Origin of the sequence: Zhongshania borealis, assembly GCF_039539625.1 — a bacterium.
GTDB lineage: Bacteria > Pseudomonadota > Gammaproteobacteria > Pseudomonadales > Spongiibacteraceae > Spongiibacter > Spongiibacter borealis.
Genome location: NZ_BAABDM010000014.1, coordinates 36,800 through 53,730 on the forward strand (window position 1 = coordinate 36,800; position 16,931 = coordinate 53,730).

Annotated in this window: 18 protein-coding genes; 17 read left to right on the forward strand and 1 reads right to left on the reverse strand. The window is 51.3% G+C overall.

The features are described 5' to 3' along the window. The first annotated feature begins 10 nt into the window (after window positions 1-10). The 16 genes from mpl to lipA all read left to right on the forward strand — a co-directional run bounded on the left by mpl (window position 11) and on the right by lipA (window position 16,231). Window positions 11-1,393 carry a UDP-N-acetylmuramate:L-alanyl-gamma-D-glutamyl-meso-diaminopimelate ligase gene (gene mpl / locus ABD836_RS18925; RefSeq protein WP_344939057.1) on the forward strand — a complete coding sequence of 461 codons (1,383 nt, stop codon included), beginning with the start codon at window positions 11-13 and terminating at the stop codon, window positions 1,391-1,393. Further along, the gene (locus ABD836_RS18930) at window positions 1,390-1,989 is read left to right on the forward strand and encodes a flavin prenyltransferase UbiX (protein ID WP_344939060.1); all 600 of its coding nucleotides are present in this window, start codon (window positions 1,390-1,392) and stop codon (window positions 1,987-1,989) included. The genes mpl and ABD836_RS18930 overlap by 4 nt, the downstream gene beginning before the upstream one ends. Window positions 1,990-2,054: 65 nt before the next feature. Beyond that, complete coding sequence (locus ABD836_RS18935) at window positions 2,055-4,571, forward strand: efflux RND transporter permease subunit (RefSeq protein WP_344939063.1); 2,517 nt, start codon at window positions 2,055-2,057, stop codon at window positions 4,569-4,571. Continuing rightward, on the forward strand, window positions 4,564-5,181 hold the full coding sequence (locus tag ABD836_RS18940) for an LON peptidase substrate-binding domain-containing protein (protein ID WP_344939066.1): 618 nt from the start codon (window positions 4,564-4,566) through the stop codon (window positions 5,179-5,181). Before ABD836_RS18935 ends, ABD836_RS18940 begins: the two co-directional genes overlap by 8 nt. 144 nt (window positions 5,182-5,325) lie before the next feature. Continuing rightward, window positions 5,326-6,582 (forward strand): glutamate-5-semialdehyde dehydrogenase, encoded by a 1,257-nt coding sequence (locus ABD836_RS18945; protein WP_344939068.1) that lies wholly within the window; start codon window positions 5,326-5,328, stop codon window positions 6,580-6,582. Further along, window positions 6,583-7,254 (forward strand): nicotinate-nucleotide adenylyltransferase, encoded by a 672-nt coding sequence (gene nadD / locus ABD836_RS18950; RefSeq protein WP_344939071.1) that lies wholly within the window; start codon window positions 6,583-6,585, stop codon window positions 7,252-7,254. Between the two features lie 22 nt (window positions 7,255-7,276). Then, window positions 7,277-7,633 (forward strand): ribosome silencing factor, encoded by a 357-nt coding sequence (gene rsfS / locus ABD836_RS18955; RefSeq protein ID WP_344939073.1) that lies wholly within the window; start codon window positions 7,277-7,279, stop codon window positions 7,631-7,633. After that, on the forward strand, window positions 7,623-8,090 hold the full coding sequence (gene rlmH, locus ABD836_RS18960; RefSeq protein WP_344939075.1) for a 23S rRNA (pseudouridine(1915)-N(3))-methyltransferase RlmH: 468 nt from the start codon (window positions 7,623-7,625) through the stop codon (window positions 8,088-8,090). Before rsfS ends, rlmH begins: the two co-directional genes overlap by 11 nt. 12 nt (window positions 8,091-8,102) lie before the next feature. Continuing rightward, a complete protein-coding gene (gene mrdA / locus ABD836_RS18965; protein WP_344939077.1) occupies window positions 8,103-9,986 on the forward strand; it encodes a penicillin-binding protein 2 in 1,884 nt (627 codons plus the stop codon). Further along, the gene (gene rodA / locus ABD836_RS18970) at window positions 9,979-11,124 is read left to right on the forward strand and encodes a rod shape-determining protein RodA (RefSeq protein WP_344939079.1); all 1,146 of its coding nucleotides are present in this window, start codon (window positions 9,979-9,981) and stop codon (window positions 11,122-11,124) included. Before mrdA ends, rodA begins: the two co-directional genes overlap by 8 nt. A gap of 41 nt (window positions 11,125-11,165) precedes the next feature. Further along, window positions 11,166-12,158: a lytic murein transglycosylase B gene (mltB, locus tag ABD836_RS18975; RefSeq protein ID WP_425583052.1), complete on the forward strand. Its 993-nt coding sequence runs from the start codon at window positions 11,166-11,168 to the stop codon at window positions 12,156-12,158. Further along, the gene (locus ABD836_RS18980; protein WP_344939085.1) at window positions 12,155-13,012 is read left to right on the forward strand and encodes a septal ring lytic transglycosylase RlpA family protein; all 858 of its coding nucleotides are present in this window, start codon (window positions 12,155-12,157) and stop codon (window positions 13,010-13,012) included. Before mltB ends, ABD836_RS18980 begins: the two co-directional genes overlap by 4 nt. A 28-nt stretch (window positions 13,013-13,040) precedes the next feature. Beyond that, window positions 13,041-14,204 carry a D-alanyl-D-alanine carboxypeptidase family protein gene (locus ABD836_RS18985; RefSeq protein WP_344939088.1) on the forward strand — a complete coding sequence of 388 codons (1,164 nt, stop codon included), beginning with the start codon at window positions 13,041-13,043 and terminating at the stop codon, window positions 14,202-14,204. 70 nt (window positions 14,205-14,274) lie between these two features. Next, window positions 14,275-14,541: an HP0495 family protein gene (locus ABD836_RS18990; RefSeq protein ID WP_344939091.1), complete on the forward strand. Its 267-nt coding sequence runs from the start codon at window positions 14,275-14,277 to the stop codon at window positions 14,539-14,541. Next, window positions 14,541-15,224 (forward strand): lipoyl(octanoyl) transferase LipB, encoded by a 684-nt coding sequence (lipB, locus tag ABD836_RS18995; protein WP_344939094.1) that lies wholly within the window; start codon window positions 14,541-14,543, stop codon window positions 15,222-15,224. Before ABD836_RS18990 ends, lipB begins: the two co-directional genes overlap by 1 nt. Further along, window positions 15,221-16,231 (forward strand): lipoyl synthase, encoded by a 1,011-nt coding sequence (lipA, locus tag ABD836_RS19000; protein WP_344939097.1) that lies wholly within the window; start codon window positions 15,221-15,223, stop codon window positions 16,229-16,231. The genes lipB and lipA overlap by 4 nt, the downstream gene beginning before the upstream one ends. Before the next feature lie 42 nt (window positions 16,232-16,273). On the opposite strand, the gene tnpA is transcribed toward lipA, so the two are convergent. Continuing rightward, the gene (gene tnpA, locus ABD836_RS19005) at window positions 16,274-16,681 is read right to left on the reverse strand and encodes an IS200/IS605 family transposase (RefSeq protein ID WP_344939100.1); all 408 of its coding nucleotides are present in this window, start codon (window positions 16,679-16,681) and stop codon (window positions 16,274-16,276) included. Here tnpA and ABD836_RS19010 point away from each other — a divergent pair. Further along, a partial coding sequence (locus ABD836_RS19010) for a helix-turn-helix domain-containing protein (RefSeq protein ID WP_344939102.1) occupies window positions 16,652-16,931 on the forward strand: 280 nt, incomplete at its 3' end. The genes tnpA and ABD836_RS19010 overlap by 30 nt on opposite strands.

Sequence of the window (16,931 nt, forward strand, 5' to 3'; positions counted from 1 at the left end):
TTTTTAAATTATGCACCTTCATATCTTAGGTATTTGCGGCACCTTTATGGGTGGCTTGGCTATTCTCGCTCGCGAGTTAGGTCATACCGTTACTGGCTCCGATGCCAATGTCTATCCGCCGATGAGCACCCAGTTAGAGTCTCAGGGTATTACCCTGATGGAAGGCTACGAGGCGGCGCATCTGTCGCCGGAGCCCGACTTGGTGATTATTGGCAATGCAATGTCCCGAGGTAATCCGGCGGTTGAGCACGTGCTTAATCGTGGAATTCCCTACACCTCTGGGCCGCAGTGGCTTAGCGATAATGTGTTGCAGAGTCGCTGGGTGTTAGCCTGCGCGGGCACGCACGGAAAAACCACGACCAGTAGCATGCTAGCGTGGGTTTTGGAGGATTGCGGTTACCAACCTGGCTTTTTAATTGGTGGGGTGCCTGCAGATTTCGGTTTGTCGGCGCGGCTTGGGGAATCCGACTTCTTTGTTATAGAGGCGGATGAGTACGACAGTGCTTTCTTTGATAAGCGTTCCAAATTTGTCCACTACCGGCCATACACGGCCATTCTAAATAACCTAGAATTTGACCACGCGGATATTTTCCCTGATTTGGCCGCAATCCAACGTCAGTTCCATCATTTGGTGCGTACTGTTCCTGCGATTGGTCGTATCGTGATTCCCGCCGGCGAGCCAGCCTTAAACGAAGTGCTCGATATGGGGTGCTGGAGCGAGATCGAGCGCGTCAGTAGCAAGGCTGGCGAAGCGGCAGATTGGCAGGCGAAGGTGGTAAGCAGTGATTTCTCCCAGTTCGATGTTTTGTATAACGGGGTGCCGCAGGGGCGAGTGAACTGGTCTCACACTGGCGCGCATAATGTGAATAATGCCCTAGTGACCTTGGCTGCAGCCCACCATATTGGTGTTCAACCCAAAGATGGGATTGAGGCATTAAATCAATTTCAGGGCGTAAAGCGGCGCATGGAATTGCTGGCGACTGTTGGGGGTATTTCCGTTTACGATGATTTTGCTCACCACCCAACTGCAATTGCGACGACACTCGAAGGTTTGCGGGGCCGGGTTAGCGAAGGGCGAATTGTTGCGTTGATAGAACCGCGCTCTAACACCATGCGTATGGGTATATATAAGGACCGGATGGCACCCGCGACCGAGGATGCCGATGAGGTCATTTGGTATCAGCCGCCGGGTTTGGATTGGTCGCTGGACTCTGTGATTGCCGCGAGCGCGAGCCGTGCAAGGTTAAGTGTGGATCTTAGTCAGACTATTGCCGAACTTAGTGCCAGCCTGTCGGCCGGGGATCATTTGGTCATCATGAGCAACGGCGGCTTTGGCGGTGTTCATCAGCGTTTAATTGCGGCACTGCGCAAGCGTTGGGAGTCGGCCGAATGAAATCGGTAACCTTGGCGATGACCGGCGCCTCTGGTGCGCAATACGGTTTGCGCTTGCTGGAATGTCTATTGGCGGCGGGTTGCGAAGTGCATTTCATGATTTCTAAGGCGGCGCTGTTAGTGGTCGCTACGGAGACGGATGAAACGCTACCGGCTAAGCCTGCAGTTTTGTCGCGATATTTATGCGAGCGCTTTAAATGTACGCCTGAGCAACTCAAGGTGCATGGTCCTGAAGACTGGATGGCGGCAGTCGCGTCGGGCAGTGGCGCGCCGAGCTCGATGGTGGTGTGTCCGGCGAGCACGGGAACGCTTTCAGCCATTGCCTGCGGAGCCAGTAACAATTTAATTGAACGTGCTGCGGATGTTGCGCTCAAAGAGCGTCGCCAATTAATTTTGGTGCCAAGAGAAATGCCGCTGTCGGCGATTCACTTGCAGCATATGCTCAGTTTGACGCAAATGGGCGCGACGGTAATGCCGGCCTCGCCGGGTTTTTACCGCAAACCGCAGAGCGTCGCTGATTTAATTGATTTTGTGGTGGCGAGAATTTTGGATCACCTCGGTGTGCCGCAGGATCTGCTGCCGCGCTGGGGCGAGTAATAATCGATTTTATAAAGAGAGCCGGGCTAGCGAAGTCGGCAATATACGATGCTTAAGGGACAACTATGAGTGCAATGTTATTGTCGGTGTATCAACGCGTAATACTGCGTAATGCCTTTTGGGTTTTAGCGATATTACTCGCCCTTGTCGGCTGGTTGGGGAGTTATATTCCGACTTTGCAGTTAGATGCCTCAGCCGATGCGCTGGTATTGGAAGGCGACGAGTCGCTGGCGTATTACCGAGAAATAAGCAAACGCTATGGTTCGGAAGATTTTCTCTTGGTGACCTACCAGCCCAAGGGCGATTTGTTTGCTCCTGAGCAGCTGCAAACCATAGGTGAAATTCGTGACCGCATGGCGGCTTTGCCCAATATTTCCTCGGTGACGTCTATTTTGGATGTGCCACTTTTGGAAAGCCCTCGAGTGTCCTTGAGCCAGGTGACGGCCGGCGATATTCCAACCCTGCGTACGCCGGGTGTTGATATGGCGCTGGTTCGTGAAGAGTTATCAACCAGCCCTATATACAAGTCCCTGCTGACGAGTACCGACGGCAGTACAACGGCAATACAAGTGAATATCAATCGCGATGAGCGCTACTTCGAATTGCTTAATCAGCGCGATGATCTGCGCGCGAAAGTAACTGCACAAAATGCCAGTGCTGGGGAACAGGCCGAGCTGGCGACATTAGAAAAAACCTTTGCTGATTATACCGCTCAGGCGCACGACCAGCAGGCGGAGTTAGTCGCTCTTGCGCGAGATATTGTTAATGATTATCGCGATGATGCTACGGTGTTTCTCGGCGGCGTGCCGATGATCGCGGTGGATATGATAGCCTTTGTTAAAAGTGATTTGCGGGTATTTGGTGCGGGAATACTACTGTTTATTGTCGCGTTGTTGGTGGTTATTTTCCGCAGCCTGCGCTGGGTGCTTATTCCCTTGTCGACCTGCGTGTTGAATGTGGTATTTATGCTGGGCTTGCTGAGTTTTCTCGATTGGCGGCTCACGGTTATCTCTGCAAATTTTGTTGCCTTGCTGTTAATCATCACATTATCGGTCACAATTCACTTGGTGGTGCGTTTCCGTGAATACGCAGCTGCGCAACCCGGGGCGGATCAATTTACGCTGGTGTCGCAAACGGTTAGGGTGATGTTGCGGCCCTGTATTTACACTTCGTTAACGACTTTGGTCGCCTTTGCGTCCTTGGTGGTCAGCGGCATTCGGCCGGTAATTGATTTTGGCTGGATGATGACGATCGGGGTGACATCGGCACTAATTTTGACCTTCATTGTGATGCCCTGCGTGCTAATGCTTTTAAAGCCCCGCGCCGAAAAGGTAGCGAGTGCTGAATCGGGTGGGTCTACACGCTATTTTGCGCAGGCAGCCGAGCATTACGGGAAAACGATTATTGTCGTGTCGTTGGGCTTGCTGGTCTTGAGTGTCGTGGGAATCTCGCAGCTCAAGGTTGAAAACCGCTTTATTGATTATTTTCACGACACTACTGAAATTTATCAGGGCATGGAAACTATTGACGCCGAGTTGGGCGGTACAATTCCCCTCGATATTATTTTGGATCTACCTAAAAAGGCGCCCGCCGTGGCAGCACCTGCGAGCGCGGGTGGCGATGATTTCGACGATTTCAGTAATGATTTTGCCGATGACTTTGGCGACGACTTTAGCGGTGGCGGCGCAGCCCAGAGCGAGTGGTTTACTGTTGCCGGCCTGCAGCGGATCAAATCCGTACACGACTATGTCGATAGTTTTCCGGAGACCGGCAAGGTGTTGTCACTGTCGACCTTTTATGAGTTGATGCAAATCATAATGGGTAATGTCGACGACCTTCAGTTGGCGCTGGCCCAGCGTTCGCTGCCGGAGTCGATCTCGTCAATTTTGATTGATCCCTATATGTCGTCCGAAGTAGACCAAGTGCGCATTAGCGTGCGGGTGAAGGAAACTAGCCGTACTCTTAATCGCAAGCAGTTGTTAATTGATATTGAAGATCATTTGGTTAATGAACTGGGCTTTGAGCCTGAGCAAGTGCATCTTACTGGAATGTTGGTTTTATATAACAATATGCTGCAAAGCTTGTTTACCTCGCAGATTATGACGTTGAGTGCCGTATTTGTGGCGATACTGGCCATGTTTATGGTGTTGTTTCGCTCACTGAGCCTCGCCATGATTGCCCTAACACCAAATTTGCTGGCGGCGGGTGCGGTATTGGGCGGAATGGGCTTGGCAGGCATTCCTTTAGATATGATGACGATCACCATTGCGGCGATTACGGTGGGTATTGGTGTAGATGACACCATTCATTACGTGCATCGATTTAAAGAAGAATTTCCGAAAGACCGCAACTATATTGCGACGATGTACCGCTGTCATGCCAGTATTGGTAAAGCAATGTACTACACCTCGGTCATTATTGTATTTGGCTTTTCGATTTTGGCCTTATCAAATTTCACTCCGAGTATTTATTTCGGTTTGCTAACGGGTCTAGCGATGGTAGCGGCTTTGTTGGGTGCCATGTTGCTGTTGCCTAAATTAATCTTAGTTGTGAAACCCTTAGGGCCGGAAGGGCATGTCTGATTCCACGCTGGACGTTGATCAAGAGCTACCGCTATTCCCGCTGAATACAGTGTTGCTGCCGGGCGGGCGGATGGGCTTGCGAATTTTTGAACGTCGCTACATAGATTTAATTCGTAATTCTCTGCGTAATCAGCAAAGTTTCGGCATTGTTTGGCTGGCTGAAGGCGGCGCCGAGGTACTTAAACCTAGTGAGCCCCAAACCGCGTTAGCTGTAATTGGTACTGAAGCGCATATTGCTGACTGGGACCAGTTGCCAGATGGGCTGCTAGGAATTGTGGTCGAGGGGCGTCGGCGCTTTAGCATTGAATCCGCTCGCCAAGACAAGAGCGGTCTATACATGGGCAAAATAAGCTGGCTGCCTGAGCAGGAGGATGTGCCTTTACCGCCGAGGAGCACAGAGCTGCATGATTTATTGCAGCAATTGGGTGAGCATCCGCATGTTGAGCGTTTGGGGATGCAGTTGAATGTGGCGTCGGCGGGTGCTTTAGCAAATAGCCTTGCGCAATTGCTGCCGCTGCCTGCCGCTGATGCTTATCAAATTCTTGGCATTGACGAGCCGCTCGCGCGTTTAGACGCCCTCCATGACATTGTTGACGCCATATCGAGCTAAGCGCAAAGCTGACTGTAGATATTGTCGATAGTGAGTCCTTTTCCAATCCGTTATACTAGCGGTCATTTTTCCTTCCTTCGCATGGGGGGAATAGGTAGGTATTGACCTTTGTGGTCGCGCAAAGGTGAGAGGGTTAGTAGGGCCATGGAAATTAAGCAGTATATGAATCAGCTCGGGCGTCAGGCTCGGATAGCATCCCGATTGGTTGCTGCCGCTGATACCGGTGTTAAGAATCGCGCCCTGTTGGCAATCGCGACGGCTGTTGATGCCCGGCGTGACGAGATTCTTGCCGCTAATGCCAAGGATGTCGCTGCTGGTGAGGCCTCTGGCCTAGATGCCGCGTTATTGGATCGTTTGGCGCTTAATGCTGCGGGTATTGCCGGCATTATCGAAGGTTTGACCCAAGTTGCGGCCTTGGCTGACCCTGTCGGCGCCATTACCGATTTAAATTATCGGCCCAGCGGTATTCAAGTGGGTAAAATGCGAGTGCCCTTGGGTGTTATTGGGATCATTTATGAATCGCGCCCCAATGTGACAGTCGAGGCGGCGAGCCTGTGTTTGAAATCTGGCAATGCCGCGATTTTGCGTGGTGGCTCGGAGGCAATTCACTCCAATCAGGCGCTGGCTGCCTGTATTCGTGAAGGTTTAGTGGCTGCAGGTCTGCCTGAACATGCGGTGCAGGTTCTAGAAACCACTGACCGCGCGGCGGTGGGTGAACTCATTACCATGCCTGAATTTGTCGACGTGGTTGTGCCGCGCGGCGGAAAGGGCTTGATTGAGCGAATTTCCCGCGACGCGACGGTAACGGTGATAAAGCACCTCGACGGTATATGCCATGTCTATATCGATGACGCCGCTGATGCTGATAAAGCGCTAGCGATTGCAGTAAATGCAAAAACCCACCGCTACGGCACCTGCAATACCATGGAAACCTTGCTGATTGCTGAGAGTCGAGCTGAAGAATTATTGCCCAGTATTGCTGATGCCCTAGATGCCAAAGGTGTTGAGCTGCGCGGTTGCCCGCGCACTCGGCAAATACTGATGGGGGCAGTGGAGGCGAGTGACGAGGATTGGGGTACCGAGTATTTGGCCGCGATACTGTCGATTAAAGTGGTGGCCGACGTTAATGAGGCCATGGATCATATTGCGCGTTATAGCTCTGCTCACACTGAATCGATTGTGACCGAAAACTATACGACCGGTCGCCGCTTTTTACGGGAAGTCGATTCCAGCTCAGTGATGATTAATGCCTCAACACGCTTTGCCGATGGTTTTGAATATGGTCTGGGCGCCGAGATTGGTATTTCGACCGACAAAATTCACGCTCGCGGCCCAGTGGGGCTCGAGGGTTTGACTTCGCAGAAGTACGTGGTACTTGGCGATGGCCATATTCGTAACTAAATGACTGAGTCGCTTGCGAAGACCGCCGGGCCGCGAGCCTCGTTGGCCATTTTTGGCGGCACCTTTGATCCGATTCACCACGGCCATCTGCGCACTGCGATCGAAATTAAAGAAGCCTTAGGTGTGGATGAATTGGCGTTATTGCCCAGTCACCGGCCGCCATTGCGGGGCGAACCGGGGGCAGATAGTCTGCAGCGTTTGGCGATGGTTAGCGCTGCGGTGGCGCAGGAGCCTGGACTGGTGGTTGATGGCCGTGAATTATTGCGGGAGACCCCATCATATACCGTGGATACGCTCAGGGAATTGCGGGCGGAGCGCGGTAGTAATATTTCGATAACGGTGACTATGGGCAGTGATGCTTTTAATAAATTGCACCGCTGGCGAGATTGGCAAGCACTGTTTAGTTTGGCTAATGTGCTAGTTCTACACCGCGCGGACTATCCGTTGGGAATGGACGTGCAGGTCGCGGAATTTGTGGCCGGACGCCGGCTTGGTTCTGCATCTGCACTGACAGCACGCAGTGCGGGTGGGTTTTATGATTTAGGTTTGATCCAGTTGCCGATTTCGGCCACTGATATCCGTCGACGCTTGGCGTCTGGCAGGTCAATTCGTTACCTTGTTCCCGACGTTGTCGCGGACTATATCGCTGAACACGGTTTATATACACAGTGAAATACATAGGAATACCCGTTTGATGAATGCTGAACAACTCCAAAAGCTGGTGCAGGACGCCCTTGAAGATGTAAAAGGCCGGGAAATTGTGACCCTCGATGTACGTGGCATGAGTGGCGTAACGGATTATATGGTGGTGTGCAGTGGCACCTCTAATCGCCATGTTAAATCCTTGGCAGACAATGTTTGGGTAGAAGTAAAAAAGAAAGGCCTGGTGCCAATTGGTATGGAAGGCCAAGAGACCGGTGAGTGGGTGTTGGTCGATTTAGGTGACGTGGTTGTGCACGTTATGTTGCCGGAAGCCCGTGTGTTTTATGATCTAGAACGTCTGTGGCAGGTGCCAGAGCCAGGCTCAGAGCCAGAGCCTAATGCGAGTTAGCCTTATTTGCATTGGCACTAAAATGCCCGCTTGGGTTGAGGAAGGTGTTGCCGAGTATCGTAAGCGCCTGCCCGCCGAGATTCAGTTTGATATTAAAGAATTGCCCCTGCCTAAGCGGGGCAAGAATACGGATATTCGCCGCGCGATTAGCCAAGAGGGCGAGGCAATGATCGCGGCTATTCCAGCTGGCGATCGCGTTATTGCGTTAGACGTATTAGGCAAAGCGGTTAGTACCCATGGATTGGCTGAGGCGTTGGCAAATTGGCAGATGGATGGGGACAATGTCAGTATTTTAGTTGGCGGTCCTGATGGGCTTAGCGCCAAGTGTTTAAGTTTGGCTCGGCAGAAATGGTCGCTTTCAGCGATGACTTTGCCCCACCCGCTAGTGCGGGTGTTGTTCGCGGAGCAGCTTTACCGAGCGTGGACGATAAACAATAACCACCCTTATCATCGCTGATGGCTGTCTACTATGACTAGGCGTCAGCAACTTAAAAACACCCATTATGAACGCCGGGTATACCGCCATAGGGTGGCGATTTCTATTATTTTTGTCATTACCATGACATCGATTTTGATTGCCCGTTACGGGCAGTTGCAAATCACCGATTACAATATTTACAAAACCCATTCTGATCGCAATCGTATTCAATTATTGCCCATTGCGCCTAAGCGCGGATTAATTTTTGATCGCAACGGCGTGTTATTGGCAGAAAACATCCCGAGTTATACCCTCACGGTTGTTAAAGAGCGTGTAGCTTCGCTGGATGACACCTTGGCTATTATTGGCGAGCTGATCCCGCTTGCCGACGATGATATTGAACAGTTTCGCAAGCGCCTAAGTCGCCGTCGACCTTATGAAGCGGTACCCTTAAAATTTAGGGTAAGCGATGAGGAAATTGCCAAAATAGCTGTAAATCGTTACCGCATTCCGGGGGTGGAGATCGATGCGCAATTGGTGCGGCACTACCCTCACGGCGAGCTATTTGCCCATGTATTAGGGTACGTTGGCCGGATTAGTGAGCGAGAGTTGGATGATATTGACCCAGTTAATTACAGCGGCACTCATCACATTGGTAAAATTGGTTTAGAAAAATACTACGAAGAATTACTCCACGGCACGGTAGGTTACCAAAACGTTGAGAGTAACGCCCACGGACGTATTTTACGGGTGCTGGAACGGCATGATCCGCAGCCCGGCGGTGATATTCACCTTAACGTCGACGCCTATGTGCAGAAAGTTGCTTTTGATGCGCTAGAGGGCCAGCGCGGCGCAATAGTCGCAATGGACCCGAAAACGGGCGGTATTATTGCGATGGTGAGCACCCCGAGTTACGACGCCAATTTGTTTGTTAATGGAATCAGTAGTGCAGATTATAGCGGGCTGCAGAATGATCCGGATCTGCCTCTATATAATCGCGCTTTGCAGGGGCAGTACCCGCCGGCCTCTACCATCAAACCGATTTGGGGCTTGGCCGGCTTGCATTACGGTACGGTCACTTCCTCCACCAGAATTGCCGACCCCGGCTGGTTTAGTTTACCGAATGATACGCGCCGTTACCGCGATTGGAAGCGGGGCGGTCATGGAGCGTCGATGAACTTAGAGCAGGCGATTGTGGAATCCTGTGATGTGTATTTTTATGAGCTTGCTTATAAGCTTGGAATCGACCGCCTTCATGATTTTGGTGTGCACTTTGGTTTAGGGGTGCCCACGGGTATCGATAACACTAATGAGCGCAGTGGTATACTGCCGTCGCGGACGTGGAAAGAAGAGGTGCGCAATAGTCACTGGTATCCAGGTGAGACCATTAGTGTCGGGATTGGCCAAGGTTTTATGCTGGCAACGCCGTTGCAGCTGGCGGTAGCGACCTCGGTGGTAGCCTCACGAGGTGAATTGCGGGCGCCGCGACTACTGGCGTCGGTAGATGGCGAGCCCGTGGTGGCGCCAGTGCTGGGTCGAATGGATAACATACCGGCTGCGCATTGGGATGCTATTACACGCGCCATGGAGCAGGTGGTGGTAGGTTCGCGAGGTACTGCCCGCGGGCTCAAAGCGGGACTAACCTACCGTTTGGCGGCAAAAACCGGCACCGCGCAGGTTGTCGGTATTGCCGCGGGTGAAAAATACGATTCCAGCACGCTGCATAAGCGCAACTGGGATCACGCGCTATTTGTGGCGTTTGCTCCTGCAGAAGATCCGCAGATTGCAGTGTCGGTGGTCATTGAGAATGGCGAACACGGTGGCAGTGTCGCTGGACCGGCGGCGCGCAAAGTATTCGAAGCATACTTGCTTGGCGATCCGAACGCGGCCCCTATGCCAATGGATATCACGCCTGAGGTGTGGGTAGATGAATAATTCCGATTTTGTACGTCAGCTGCCTGGAAGTAACCGCAGCATAAGCAGTCAGCGCACAATTAGTCAGCGCCTGCGTATTGATATTCCCCTTTTGATCTTACTGCTGATATTAAGCGGTGTTGGTTTAGCGGTACTGTATAGCGCAAGTGACGGCGACATGGGTGCGGTAATGCGCCAAGGGCGTTATTTGTCCGTCGCGTTTGTGGTGATGCTTTTGGTTGCCCAGCTTCATCCTGAGCAATTGCAGCGCTGGGCGCCGTTTGCCTATATTGGCTGTGTGTTGCTTTTGCTTGCGGTGGATTTTGTGGGGGTAGGCGCCAAGGGTGCACAGCGTTGGCTAGCGATAGGTGGCTTTCGCTTTCAACCGTCAGAGATTGCGAAGTTAGTCATGCCAATGGCGCTCGCGTGGTATTTGTCGAGCCACCCGCTGCCGCCGGGTTTTCGCCATACTTTTATGAGTTTGGTGCTAATTTTTGTGCCAACAGGCTTGATTATTATCCAGCCAGATTTAGGCACCTCGATTTTAATCGCGACGTCTGGGGTTTTTGTGCTGTTTTTGGCCGGCATTAGTTGGGGCTTTATTTTTTCCTGCTTTGGTTTATTAGCGGTAATGGCGTACCCGATATGGGAATTTTTGCTGCATGACTATCAGCGCCAACGCATCCTGACTATGCTTAATCCTGAGAGCGATAAACTTGGCGCGGGCTGGAATATTATTCAGTCGAAAACGGCGATTGGCTCAGGAGGTTTTGAAGGCAAGGGTTGGCTACTGGGTACCCAGTCACATCTGGATTTTTTGCCCGAAAGCCACACCGATTTTATTATTGCCGTGCTTGCCGAGGAATTCGGCCTGCGTGGGGTTTTGCTGTTATTGTTACTCTATGGTTTGATCGTTAGTCGTGGTCTTTGGATCGCCAGTCAGGCAAAACAATGTTTCGGCCGTTTATTAGGCGGGAGTATTATCCTGACTTTCTTTGTCTATGTCTTTGTGAACATGGGAATGGTCTCGGGTTTACTGCCGGTGGTAGGTGTTCCTTTACCTCTGGTGAGTCAGGGCGGTACCTCGCTAGTAACACTGTTGGTGGGGTTTGGGATTTTGATGGGTATTTGCGCCGATGAGCGCTTAGTGCACCAGTGATAATAGGATTTACTGTGAAAAAACAAAATAAGCTAAAAGTCATGTTCAAACAGTTATGCGGCGGTATGGCTGCTGCTCTGCTGCTTACCGGCCCAAGTTTGGCAGATTATAGTGCTCATCCTGGTGCCGAAGCATTTGTTAATAAGATGGTTGAAAAGCATAACTTTGACCGGGATTGGGTTGTCTCGATGCTTAAGGGGGCTGAGCCGAAGCAATCGATACTAGATGCCATGTCTCGACCCGCTGAGTCAGTGATGACGTGGGGGCGTTACCGGAAAATATTCATCCAAGATTCCAGAGTTGCGCAAGGCGCTGAGTTTTGGCAAGAGCACCGTACTACTTTGGCTCGTGCCGAGCGGGAATACGGCGTACCGGCGTCGATGATTGTTGGTATTATCGGTGTTGAAACACGTTTTGGGCGCAATAAAGGCAGCTATCGTGTCGTCGATGCACTGGCGACATTGGGTTTTGACTTCCCGCGGCGCAGCACGTTTTTCCTTGGCCAATTGGAAGAATACATGTTGATGGTCCGGGAACAGAGCTTTGAACCTTTCGAGTTAAAAGGCTCTTACGCTGGCGCGATGGGTTTTGGTCAGTTTATCCCAAGCAGCTATCGCGCTTACGCAGTCGACTTTGACGGCGACGGTGTAGTAGATATTGTGAACAATCCAGTCGATGCCATCGGTAGTGTCGCTAACTACTTCAAACGTCACGGTTGGCGCGCTGGGCAGCCGGTAGTCAGTGGCGCCGTGCTGAAAGAGAACGCCGACACCAGCTTGTTTAATGCTGGTCTAAAACCGGAAAAAACCGTTCTCCAATTGAGCAAAGCCGGTATAGGCAGCGATCGCGCCTTATCGCCAGAGTTGAAGGCGACTGCGATGCGCCTTGATGGTGATGACGGCGATGAATATTGGATTGGACTGCCAAATTTCTATGTTATTACCCGTTATAACCACAGCGCGATGTATGCGATGGCGGCTTACCAGTTGAGCCAGTTGATTGAGGCGAAGTTCAATGGGGTGGCTGGATCTTGAGTCTGCGTCTTGTTTTCTGTGTTGCTGTACTCATGCTGCTCGCGGCCTGTGCACCCGTGCAGCGGGTGCCAGGCAGCGGCACTGACTCATCTGCATCAACGACACCCAAGCCCACCAATCACGGCCGCTATCAGCAGCAGCAAGATGGCGCGCCGCTGATTCGTTTAGATCCTGCAACAATCGCTGATGCCATGCCGCGTTATGAGGCGATTCGAACGTCGGGGAATGTCAGTCCGTATATAGTGAACGGCAAGGAATATACCTTGCTTGAAGATCATCGCCGTTACAAAGAGCGTGGTATCGCGTCATGGTATGGCACCAAGTTCGACGGCCATGCGACCTCTAATGGTGAAATATACAGCCTTTATGAGATGACTGCGGCGCATCGTACTTTGCCGATTCCGGTTTATGTCAAAGTGACTAATTTGCGCAATGGCCGCACGGCCGTTGTTCGCGTGAATGATCGTGGCCCATTTCATTCTGACCGAATAATGGATCTGTCATATGCTGCCGCGGTAAAGCTCGGATTTTCTGATCAGGGCACCGCACCGGTGGAAATTGAGATCATAGACACGGATAATAGTGCGGTAGTTAGCGGTGCTGATGCTACTCGTTATTATTTGCAGGTCGGTGCCTTTAAGGAGCTAAACTCGGCAACGGAGTTGCAGCGCAATTTAAGCGCGGGTTTAGGCTATCCAGTATTAATTGCCAGCAGTGGCGATCACGGTAAAAGCTTGCACCGAGTTCGGGTAGGCCCATTTATTGATTATTACTCGGCTCAGGCCGCGAAAAAAGTATTGAAGCAGCGCTGGTCAGGAAAACCCCATTTGGTGGTTGAGGCCAACGACTCTTAAATCGTTCACGAAATCAGAAAAGGCAGCTATGTTTAAGCAAAGGTTTTTGGCGTTTACAGCGGGTTTGTTGATGTCCTCGGGCGTGTGGTCACAGGCAAATCTTATTCCTGCGGCCCCGGGTGTGGCTGCGTCGGCGTATTTGCTGATGGATGCGAATAGTGGCCAAGTATTAATTGAGCACAATGCCGATCAGCGTTTACCGCCAGCCAGTTTAACCAAGTTGATGACCAGCTACGTACTGTCTTACGAGCTGGAGCGCGGCGAAGTCAGCAATGACGATATGGTGACTATCAGCAAAAACGCGTGGGCGCAGAACCCCATCTTTAACGGTTCATCGTTGATGTGGATTGAAGTCGGCAAGCAAGTAGCGCTGCATGATTTGCACAAGGGTGTAGTGATCTCTTCGGGTAACGATTCCAGCGTCGCGGTGGCAGAGCATCTTGCTGGTAGCGAAGACGCCTTTGCGGGGATTATGAATCAACATGCCGGTATGTTGGGTATGCACAATAGCCATTTCATGAACTCCCACGGCTTACCTGATCCCGATCACTATACTACGGCACGGGATTTAGCTCTTTTGGCCAAGGCTATCATTGGTTTCCCTCAAGAATACCAACTCTATAGCGAGCGCGAATTTGTCTATAACGGCATACGCCAAAGTAACCGTAATGGCCTACTGTGGAGCGACCCTAGTGTTGACGGCTTAAAAACTGGCCACACTGCTGAAGCTGGCTACTGCTTGGTGACCTCGGCTAAACGTGATGGCATGCGCTTGATATCAGTCGTGATGGGCGCGAGCGGCGAGCGTGCCCGTGAACGTGAAACCCAAAAGTTGCTTTCTTATGGCTTCCGTTACTATGAAACTCACCATCTCTATGCTGGCGGTAGCGAGCTGACTCGCAGCAAGGTCTGGAAGGGCGGTAGCGATACCGTGACTCTTGGCGTGCAGAAAGACGTCTATATGACGATTCCTCGCGGCAAGAGCGAAGCCCTCGATGCCCAATTGGTTGTCGACGAAGTGCTCACTGCACCCATTGCCGCCGATGAAGAATACGGAGAGCTGGTGGTGAGTTTAGATGGCGCCGAAAAGGTACGAGTCCCGCTGGTTGCTCTCGAGGCGGTTGAGGAAGGCGGTATATTTAAACGTCTGTGGGACAGCATTATTTTATTCTTTTTAAATTTGGTTTCCTGAGGCGAGTGTCTACAGATCACTTTCGCTATTGAATAAGCAAAGCGCCGCCTGCGGCGGCGCGGACTATTTTATGAATGACAATCCCCCGCTATTAGAATTTCCCTGCGCATACCCGATCAAGGTGATCGGCAATGGTGACGCCAATCTGCGTGAACGGGTTATTGAAATTATGCGTATCCATGCCGGTGATTTTGACGAAACTATTATCACTGAACGTGCCAGTAGCGAGGGTCGTTTTGTCTCTGTTACGGTGACGATAACCGCAACGGGTAAATCGCAATTAGATAATATTTTTACCGATTTAAAGGCGACTGGCATCGTTAAAATGGTGTTGTGATGAGCCGCCCCGACTCAATCTATGTACGCAAGCTCGGTCGTCAATCCTATGAGCCGGTGTGGCGCGCTATGCAGCAGTACACTGATGTTCGCGATGCCGATAGCCCAGACGAACTATGGTTTTTAGAGCACGATGCAGTGTTCACCCAGGGGCAGGCTGGCAAGGCTGAACATATATTGATGCCGGGTGATATTCCAGTGGTGCAGGTGGATCGCGGTGGGCAGGTGACCTACCACGGTCCAGGTCAATTGGTTGGTTATGTGTTAATCGATTTACGGCGCTTGGGAATCGGTATTCGCGACTTAGTCACTGCAATTGAAAACAGTATTGTAGCCGTATTGGCTAAATTGGGTATTGCTGCGCACCCTCGTGCTGACGCACCGGGCGTATATGTTGAGAGTGGTGCAAAAATTGCGCAACTGGGCTTGCGAGTGCGTCGTGGTTGTACGTTTCACGGATTGAGCTTGAATATTGACATGGATTTGAGTGTGTTTTTACGCATCAACCCCTGTGGTCATCAAGGTATGGAAGTGACTGATATTCGTCGTCAGCGCAATACCGCACCGCCGTCACAAGCTGAACTTATTCAGGCTTTGAGCGCAGAATTAGCTGGGCTGCTAGGCTATTTAAATTGTCGAGAGGCAAGCGAACACGCGCTGCCGGAGACCTTGGGGGAATTATGAAAACCGAAACTGATCAAATCGCCGTCGAAATCGTCGGTAAATCAGCGCCGAATAAAGCGGCTAAAAAAGTAGTGCAGGGCGAGAAACTGCGCGGCGCAGAAAAAGTCGCACGCATCCCCATTAAAGTAATCCCCACTGTTGAGCTGCCAACAAAGCCGTCGTGGATTCGGGTGAAAATGCCTGCGGGCCCAGAAATTGGTCGCATTAAAAGTATTCTGCGTAAGCATAAATTGGCATCGGTCTGTGAAGAGGCGGCCTGTCCAAATTTGGGCGAGTGCTTTAGCGGTGGCACCGCCACATTTATGATTATGGGTGAAATTTGCACCCGGCGTTGTCCTTTCTGTGATGTCGCTCATGGTCGTCCTAACGCGCTAGCTGAAAACGAACCACGGGAATTGGCTGAGGCCATTGCCGAAATGCAGCTTAAATACGTGGTTATTACCTCGGTAGACCGCGATGATCTGCGCGATGGCGGCGCTCAGCATTTTGCTGATTGTATTCGCGAAACTCGCGAGCGCAGCTCAAAAATCCGTATTGAAATATTGGTGCCAGATTTCCGTGGTCGCATGGATGTTGCACTGGATATTCTCGAAAAAGAAGCGCCCGATGTGTTCAATCACAACTTGGAATCCGTGCCCAGCTTGTATAAGAAAATCCGCCCTGGTTCAGATTACCAGTGGTCACTGGATCTTCTTAAGAAATACAAAGAACGCCGTCCCGATGTGTTGACCAAGTCAGGCCTAATGCTTGGGCTGGGTGAAACCGCTGAAGAACTGATTCAGGTTATGAAGGACATGCGTGCCCACAATATCGACATGATCACTATGGGCCAATATCTTCAGCCTAGCCGTGATCATTTGCCCGTCGATCGCTTTGTGACGCCAGAGGAATTTGAAGAGTTTGGTCGTATCGCAAAAGAGCTTGGTTTTAAAAGCGTTGCCAGCGCACCGATGGTGCGTTCATCCTACCGCGCGGATCTGCAGGCTGATTTAGCAGTTGCGCCGTAAACCCTCGCCCCTTTTAGGGCGCGGATATAAGGCGTCCAGGCGCTAGCCTGGTGGGGTTTCTTGTTGCTCGATGTACTGCCGAATGTCTATAGTCGGTACACCGGCAGAGCAGGCAAAATAGGATCGACTCCAAAGAGCAGAACTTTTCGATAACCTCCGCAAGTCAGAGTGCAGGCCCCTCAGCCGTCGTGATCCGGTAGCTTTAAGTTGATTCGCGAGCCAAGACACCGAAATGCGCGGCGGATATTTCACAAGTAGATGAACATGATCGCGCTCACCATCGAATTGCTCGAGTTCACAGCCATGCTTGGCGCATACATGCTTAAATGCCCAAGACAGATCCCATATGTGTTGCCCGGTTAATACCTTCCGACGATACTTGGTTGTGAACACCAAATGGACATAAAGTAGCGTTACGCTATGCCGCTTTCGGATCGCATCTTCATGCATACGACAACCTTGATGGCTGGGTATACATACAGTATATTCATCTTCATGTTACGCGCAATGAAAGTCAGGCTGTATCCGAACGATCAGGCAAAAGCCGAATTGGATCGGCAGTTTGGCGCTGTACGTTTTGTTTATAACAAGGCACTCGCCATAATCAGCCACCGATACAAAGTTCACGGTGATTCTTTACGCGCATCAAAGGACATTAAGCCACTATTGGCTATTGCAAAGCGAAGCCGAAAATACAGCT

Excerpts from the sequence above, each read along its gene's own strand:
- mpl (WP_344939057.1), top strand. The coding sequence starts at position 11 with ATGCACCTTCATATCTTAGGTATTTGCGGCACCTTTATGGGTGGCTTG.
- ABD836_RS18930 (WP_344939060.1), top strand. The coding sequence starts at position 1,390 with ATGAAATCGGTAACCTTGGCGATGACCGGCGCCTCTGGTGCGCAATAC.
- ABD836_RS18935 (WP_344939063.1), top strand. The coding sequence starts at position 2,055 with ATGAGTGCAATGTTATTGTCGGTGTATCAACGCGTAATACTGCGTAAT.
- ABD836_RS18940 (WP_344939066.1), top strand. The coding sequence starts at position 4,564 with ATGTCTGATTCCACGCTGGACGTTGATCAAGAGCTACCGCTATTCCCG.
- ABD836_RS18945 (WP_344939068.1), top strand. The coding sequence starts at position 5,326 with ATGGAAATTAAGCAGTATATGAATCAGCTCGGGCGTCAGGCTCGGATA.
- nadD (WP_344939071.1), top strand. The coding sequence starts at position 6,583 with ATGACTGAGTCGCTTGCGAAGACCGCCGGGCCGCGAGCCTCGTTGGCC.
- rsfS (WP_344939073.1), top strand. The coding sequence starts at position 7,277 with ATGAATGCTGAACAACTCCAAAAGCTGGTGCAGGACGCCCTTGAAGAT.
- rlmH (WP_344939075.1), top strand. The coding sequence starts at position 7,623 with ATGCGAGTTAGCCTTATTTGCATTGGCACTAAAATGCCCGCTTGGGTT.
- mrdA (WP_344939077.1), top strand. The coding sequence starts at position 8,103 with ATGACTAGGCGTCAGCAACTTAAAAACACCCATTATGAACGCCGGGTA.
- rodA (WP_344939079.1), top strand. The coding sequence starts at position 9,979 with ATGAATAATTCCGATTTTGTACGTCAGCTGCCTGGAAGTAACCGCAGC.
- mltB (WP_425583052.1), top strand. The coding sequence starts at position 11,166 with ATGTTCAAACAGTTATGCGGCGGTATGGCTGCTGCTCTGCTGCTTACC.
- ABD836_RS18985 (WP_344939088.1), top strand. The coding sequence starts at position 13,041 with ATGTTTAAGCAAAGGTTTTTGGCGTTTACAGCGGGTTTGTTGATGTCC.
- ABD836_RS18990 (WP_344939091.1), top strand. The coding sequence starts at position 14,275 with ATGAATGACAATCCCCCGCTATTAGAATTTCCCTGCGCATACCCGATC.
- lipB (WP_344939094.1), top strand. The coding sequence starts at position 14,541 with ATGAGCCGCCCCGACTCAATCTATGTACGCAAGCTCGGTCGTCAATCC.
- lipA (WP_344939097.1), top strand. The coding sequence starts at position 15,221 with ATGAAAACCGAAACTGATCAAATCGCCGTCGAAATCGTCGGTAAATCA.
- tnpA (WP_344939100.1), bottom strand. The coding sequence starts at position 16,681 with ATGCATGAAGATGCGATCCGAAAGCGGCATAGCGTAACGCTACTTTAT.